The 6012-nt window shown below is 33.3% G+C and carries 7 protein-coding genes, 2 pseudogenes and 1 riboswitch; of the genes and pseudogenes, 8 read left to right on the top strand and 1 reads right to left on the bottom strand.

Annotated elements, in window-relative coordinates; all coding sequences use genetic code 11:
• Positions 1-34: 34 nt before the first annotated feature.
• The 7 genes from JCM14822_RS22215 (at position 35) to JCM14822_RS17570 (ending at position 4474) form a co-directional block, all read left to right on the top strand.
• The gene (locus JCM14822_RS22215; RefSeq protein WP_083461550.1) at positions 35-325 is read left to right on the top strand and encodes a winged helix-turn-helix domain-containing protein; all 291 of its coding nucleotides are present in this window, start codon (positions 35-37) and stop codon (positions 323-325) included.
• Positions 326-352: 27 nt separating this feature from the next.
• On the top strand, positions 353-1258 hold the full coding sequence (locus JCM14822_RS17590; RefSeq protein WP_054743866.1) for an ABC transporter ATP-binding protein: 906 nt from the start codon (positions 353-355) through the stop codon (positions 1256-1258).
• Positions 1258-1530: an ABC transporter permease gene (locus JCM14822_RS22210; RefSeq protein ID WP_242861555.1), complete on the top strand. Its 273-nt coding sequence runs from the start codon at positions 1258-1260 to the stop codon at positions 1528-1530. Before JCM14822_RS17590 ends, JCM14822_RS22210 begins: the two co-directional genes overlap by 1 nt.
• Positions 1531-1547: 17 nt before the next feature.
• Positions 1548-1994, top strand: a complete 447-nt coding sequence (locus tag JCM14822_RS22205; RefSeq protein ID WP_242861554.1) for a hypothetical protein — start codon at positions 1548-1550, stop codon at positions 1992-1994.
• A gap of 38 nt (positions 1995-2032) precedes the next feature.
• Complete coding sequence (locus JCM14822_RS17580; protein WP_054743864.1) at positions 2033-2506, top strand: hypothetical protein; 474 nt, start codon at positions 2033-2035, stop codon at positions 2504-2506.
• An 18-nt stretch (positions 2507-2524) separates the two neighbouring features.
• A complete protein-coding gene (locus JCM14822_RS17575; protein WP_054743861.1) occupies positions 2525-3451 on the top strand; it encodes a sensor histidine kinase in 927 nt (308 codons plus the stop codon).
• A gap of 123 nt (positions 3452-3574) precedes the next feature.
• Positions 3575-4474 (top strand): PhzF family phenazine biosynthesis protein, encoded by a 900-nt coding sequence (locus tag JCM14822_RS17570; protein WP_054743859.1) that lies wholly within the window; start codon positions 3575-3577, stop codon positions 4472-4474.
• A 128-nt stretch (positions 4475-4602) separates the two neighbouring features.
• Here JCM14822_RS17570 and JCM14822_RS17565 read toward each other — a convergent pair.
• Positions 4603-5513: pseudogene (locus tag JCM14822_RS17565) on the bottom strand (cation diffusion facilitator family transporter).
• A 106-nt stretch (positions 5514-5619) separates the two neighbouring features.
• Positions 5620-5713: riboswitch (NiCo riboswitch) on the bottom strand.
• A gap of 135 nt (positions 5714-5848) precedes the next feature.
• On the opposite strand from JCM14822_RS17565, the pseudogene JCM14822_RS22200 reads away from it, so the two are divergent.
• Positions 5849-6012 (top strand): annotated as a pseudogene (locus JCM14822_RS22200) (IS982 family transposase); the annotation flags it as partial.

The raw sequence follows: 6012 nt of genomic DNA, 5'->3' as shown, positions 1-6012 counted from the left end.
GGGTGAATAAAGCCAAGCCGCTAATAATGTTAAAATCTTTAAGTTTAAAGATTTAGTTTTAGACAGTGAAAATCATACTGTATTTATAAATGATAAACTGATAGAGCTTACGGCCAAAGAATATTCTATATTGGAATTATTAATGACTAACCCGAAAAAGGTATTTACGAAACAAAACATATTTGAGAGCATATGGTCTGAAGAATATGTGGTTGATGATCGAGCTGTTATCGTTCATATTAGTAATTTACGCAATAAGTTAAATGATGAAGATAAATACATAAAAACCGTTTGGGGAATTGGATATAAAATGCAAGATAATTAATTTTATAGAAGTATGGGATGAGAACATATGAGTTATGTATTGCAGACAAGTAATTTGACAAAGAAGTATACAAAGCAGCTAGCTTTAAACAAAGTAAATATCAATATTAAAAAGGGGGATATTTATGGTTTAATAGGTAAAAATGGTGCAGGTAAAACGACACTTATGAAAATAATCTGTGGTTTGATTCATTCAAGTGAGGGAGAAGTGAAACTCTTTGAAAGTATGAATTTAAATAAGGGTAGGAAAAGAATTGGCTGCATGATTGAGCAGCCAGCGATTTATCCTGCTATGACAGCTAGAGAAAATCTGATTTACTATAGTAAGTTACTGGGCCTGCTACAGGATAATGATGTGGATGAATTACTGGATTTAGTAGGGCTTCAAAACACAGATAACAAGAAGACGAAGAAATTTTCACTAGGCATGAAACAACGCTTATCAATTGCTATTTCTCTCATAGGCAATCCGGATTTTCTTATTCTAGATGAGCCTATTAATGGCTTAGATCCTTCTGGGATTATAGAAATTAGAGAATTACTTTTAAAACTTAATTATGAAAGGGATATTACGGTTTTAATCTCTTCACATATTTTAGGTGAACTGACTAAAATAACTACAAAGTACGGCATCATTAAAGAAGGTAATTTAATAGATGAGTTTTCAGCAAAAGATTTAGAAACACGTTGTAAAAGGTATATTGCATTAGAAGTGAATGATACAGACAAGGCGTCTTATATTATAAGGCATACTATAAAAAGTGAAGATTATAAAGTGTTAAGTGAAGGCAGAATACATATTTATGATTATTTGGACCAGCCCGCTGAAATTAATAAAGTATTAGTTGAGAATGGGGTTTTAGTATCGCACATTGGATTAGAAGGTGATGATATCGAAGCATACTTTATCAAACAGATGGGGGGAAATGAATAATGCTTAATGTGATTATAAGTGAGTTTTATAAAATATTTAAAAGCAAAATTTTTATGATACTATCAGTTGTTCTTTTAATGATGTTTGCCTTAATACTAGCATCTAATCTTTATTATGGTGAAGAAGCTCAGCAGTTATCAACAGGAATTTCCAGTTATCAGGAAGTTTATGGTCAAGATATTACTTACTATCTCATTCTCATATTTGTAACGTTCTTAATTACCAGTGAATATGCCAATGGGACCATCCGTCAAATGACTTGTCATGCATAGCCAGATGGAAGTTAGTGGTGGGTCAATATATTGCCATGTATTTCGCCATTGCAGGCTTCTTATTGATATTTGGTGCTGCGTATTCATTAGTCAGTACGATTTTTAATCAATTTGGAGAAGCTGATTTAATGGCCCTACTTGGTATGAGTATTGGCACACTTTGTATGTTTTTTGGCATTGCAGGGATTGGGACCTTACTGGCTTATGTATTTAAAAATGGTGTAGCTTCAATTTTGGTTGCCATATTATTTGTACTTAGCAAAGATTTATTGGCATATTTTCTTAAGGTATTAACCCAAAACAGTATTTTTATAAGATACTCTTTTTCGAATATGCGTAGTATTATTCTAGATTATGCTTCAAACCCTAAAGATGTTTACATATGTTCAGGCATATTTTTAGCACTTGGGATTATAACAATAGTTAGTTCGTGCCTATTGTTTTCAAAGCTGGATATAGACTAATATATTAATAAAGTTAATATAAGAGAGGACTTGCCTAAATGAAAGTAAAAGTAATATGGATTTTGACATTACTAGCAACAGCTTTAATATCAATACTTAGCACCTCATATTTCTATGAAAGCAAGGAAAAGTTCAATAAAGAAATGCATGACTTCCATGCTTTGATAGAGGTCTTATGCGATATTGAGAATATCTCTGAGCTACAGAGCGGGGTTATCTACCAAGATACGATTGAAGAAAAATACTTTGATGACATTAGACATATTAATCGTTCCAGATATGTCTACTCAAAATTTAGGAGTATTCATGATGAATTAGATAGGATATCCTATTTAGTCAAAGAACCACTTAGTGAAGGTGAATTAAAATACTTGCAAAAGATAGTAGTCGAACTAAAAGAATATATTAATGATTTTAATGAATATGCCTCAATAGAAGACTATAATATTTACCTACCACATAAATCATTTGATGCAGATGCAAAAAGACTACAAGAAATATTTTGTAAATAGGTATATAAAGGATTAGAGATGGAAAATATTTGGATGATATATACATGTATATTGTTACTTGCTTTGATTATATTTGTTTTATACCATATGTACTATCGTATGAATATCAAACATATTACAGAGCAGTTAAATGAGATCATTACATTAGAAGATAAGAATCAGTTATTAACAGTATTAGCAAGACAAAAGGATATAGTAGACCTCGTAACGATACTAAACAATTATTTAAAAGAAAATAGAATTTCAAGGATCAAGATTAAGCGGCTTAATAAAAACTTTAGAGATAGCATCACCAATATCTCTCATGATTTGAGAACGCCTTTGACCACTGCCAGTGGATATGTTCAGATGCTGCAATCAGAGGTTACAGAAGAAGAGAAACAAGAGTACATAGGGATTATATTAGAACAACAAAATACGGTTAAAAAGTTACTTGAGCAGTTATTTGAGTATGTACGCCTTGAATCAGGAGAAATCAGTTATGAACGCATACCCATAGATGCCAAAGGGATCTTTATGGATGTACTGGCCATGCATTATAATGACTTTTATAATAGGGGAGAGGAGCCAATGGTTAGTATGCCTAATACACCTTGTATCATTGAAGGGGATGAACAAGGCTTAAAGAGAATATTTTCAAACATTATATTTAATACAGTGACACATGGGGAAGGCAATTATCACTTTGAAATAAAGGAAGAAGCGGGGTATACATTCCTATTCTCAAATAGAAGTGAACCTATAACAAGTGAAGAGTTAAACTGCATTTTTGAAAGGTTTTATACCAAAGATAAATCTAGAAATAAAAAAACAACAGGACTCGGATTAGCAATCACAAAAGAGATTGTAAAACAATTTGGGGGTAAAATTGAAGCGGACTATCATAATGAGCGTTTCGCCATCGTGATCACATTTCCAAAATCTAAAACGATTAAAATGCGGTAATAAAAAGCAGTTCCAGTAAGTTTAAGCAAACTGGAACTGCTTTTTGGTATATAATATAGATGAAAAAGGATAGGTTCAGATTGAACAATTAATACTAAATAAGATAAAAAGGAAATTAGAAATATGAAAAGTGTAAAAATGTATTATGTAGATGCTTTTACAAATGAAAACTTTCAAGGTAATCAAGCGCCAGTTATTATAAATGCAGATGCTTTAACTGAAGATGAAATGCAAAAGATTGCTACTGAATTAAATGCTTCAGAAACGGTATTTGTTTCTAGCAGCAAAGCAGCTGACTTTAGGACAAGATATTTTACACCTAAAACGGAAGTGAATGTGTGTGGACATGGGACAGTTGCGGCCTATTATGTACTGAGCAAATTAGGAATGATAGGGAAAAGTAAGATAACACATGAGACTAATATAGGGGTATTACCTATAAATATAGAAAGAAATGCATTAGAAGAACCGACTCAAATTATGATGCACCAGCAAAATCCTAAGTTTATAGAAGTCTCTGTAAGTAGAGAGGAGATTGCTGAGGCACTTAATGTAGATGTCAGCGCATTAATGGAAGAATATCCTATTCAAAATGTATCTACTGGTAGAATGAAATTAATCATACCGATTGTGAATCGTAAGACATTAGTAGCTATGAAACCTGACTTTAATAAAATCTATAATATATGCAAGAAGTTAGATACCAATGGATTTCATTTATTTTCATTTGATACACTGGATTTAGAAAGCATAACTGTTGCCAGACATTTTGCACCGACAGTTGGCGTGAATGAAGATCCAGTAACGGGAATTGCAGCTGGGGCATTAGGCTGTTATTTAGTGAAATACTGCAGGGATAGAATTGAATGTAGTGAGAATATGAAGTTCATCATGGAACAAGGGGACCACATGAATAAAAAGGGAAGAATCCATGTGCATATTAAAATGACAGATAGCACAATAAGCTCAGTAAAAGTAGGTGGAAGTGCTCGTGTTTTATTTGAGACAACTTTTAATATCTAATATGGCACTTATGGATTATTAGTATGATAGATATAGAGATTAAAAGAAAGCATAGACTGAGCAAAAGGTCTATGCTTTCTTTTAATCTCTTAACTTTTCATGTTAAAGGTTTAAATGATTCTAAAATGTTATAGCGCCTTTGGATTAACATGAACCATACAATGTTTTACATCAGTAAAGTTTGCTTCGATGTTATCATGTACATGCTCTGCAATGGTATGAGCCTCGTTAAGTGATAAATTTCCATCAGCAGATATTTCGATATCCACATAGATCTTTGGCCCAAATAAGCGCGTGCGGAGATCATCAATATTTAAGACGCCAGTTTCAGCAGCAATAATCTCTTTCATTTGTGCAATGAGCTGTGCATCACAAGACTTATCAACCATTTTATTAGTTGCATCCATAAAAACATCGAAAGCCGCTTTGGCAATAAAAATGCAGATAACAAGGCTGGCTACGCAGTCAAGAATCATTATTCCCATTCTAGCACCTAAAATCCCTATAAATGCGCCAATGGGAGAAAGCGCATCAGAATGATGATGCCAAGCATCTGCCATAAGGCACCGGAGTTAATCCTTTTCGCTGTTAAGCGTGTGATTTGGGACATCCATTCTTTAGTGAGAATAGAAATACCAGCCACGATAAGGGCTAAAAGACCAAGTGCTTTAAGATTTTCATAGTGGCCACTTATAATGGTTTCTAGTCCTGCTTTGCCAATACCTATCCCAGTAGCTAATAACAAAGCGGCAAGAACAATAGAAGCAATACATTCAAAACGATCATGACCATATGGATGCTCATGATCAGGTTGTTTATTAGATAAGGTTACCCCAATCATGACAATAAAGTTACTAAAAACATCAGAAGCTGAATGAATGCCATCAGAAACCATGGCACCAGAATGGGCAAGTATTCCTGCAAGAAGTTTAAAAAGTGAAAGTACAATATTAACGATAATGCTAAGCGTTGATAGATGCATAGCAGTTTGATGACGGGAAAGTTCAGTGCTATTTTCAATAGATTTTTTGTTCTCCATAATATAACCTCCAGTAAAATTAAGTTGCGGGTTTATCTTAGGGTATATAAAATGGGGGTTTGTGCTTCGTAAGTAAAAAAGCACCTATGGAACAAAGATAGTAAACTACTGTCCCACAGATACTTAGAAAGTTCATCTGTTGTCACAAAAAAGTGACCCAGATACATGAATACAATCATCGCCTGCTCAGTTTGCACTGTAGATTGATAGGCAGTGCGATGAGTATTGGTATTATTATACTAACGAGTTGTGCTAGTTAAATTTACAAGTAGAATAAGCTCCAATCATATGATATCTTACTCTTACATTACAAAAATAGGGGGACATCATATGTCAGAGCTCATTTTAGTAAACGATTTAGAGATATTTCATCTTATGGTTACTGTGCATCTAAAAAAGAAACTTATTACGGTTTAAAGCTTCATGCTGCAGTTACTTTAGATGGTTATTTTGCAGAAATTGAAATTACAGCTGCCAACGTAGATGATTGTGCTATTCT

Origin of the sequence: Cellulosilyticum ruminicola JCM 14822 (assembly GCF_001311925.1) — a bacterium.
GTDB lineage: Bacteria > Bacillota > Clostridia > Lachnospirales > Cellulosilyticaceae > Cellulosilyticum > Cellulosilyticum ruminicola.
This window is presented reverse-complemented; position numbering and strand designations above follow the sequence as displayed.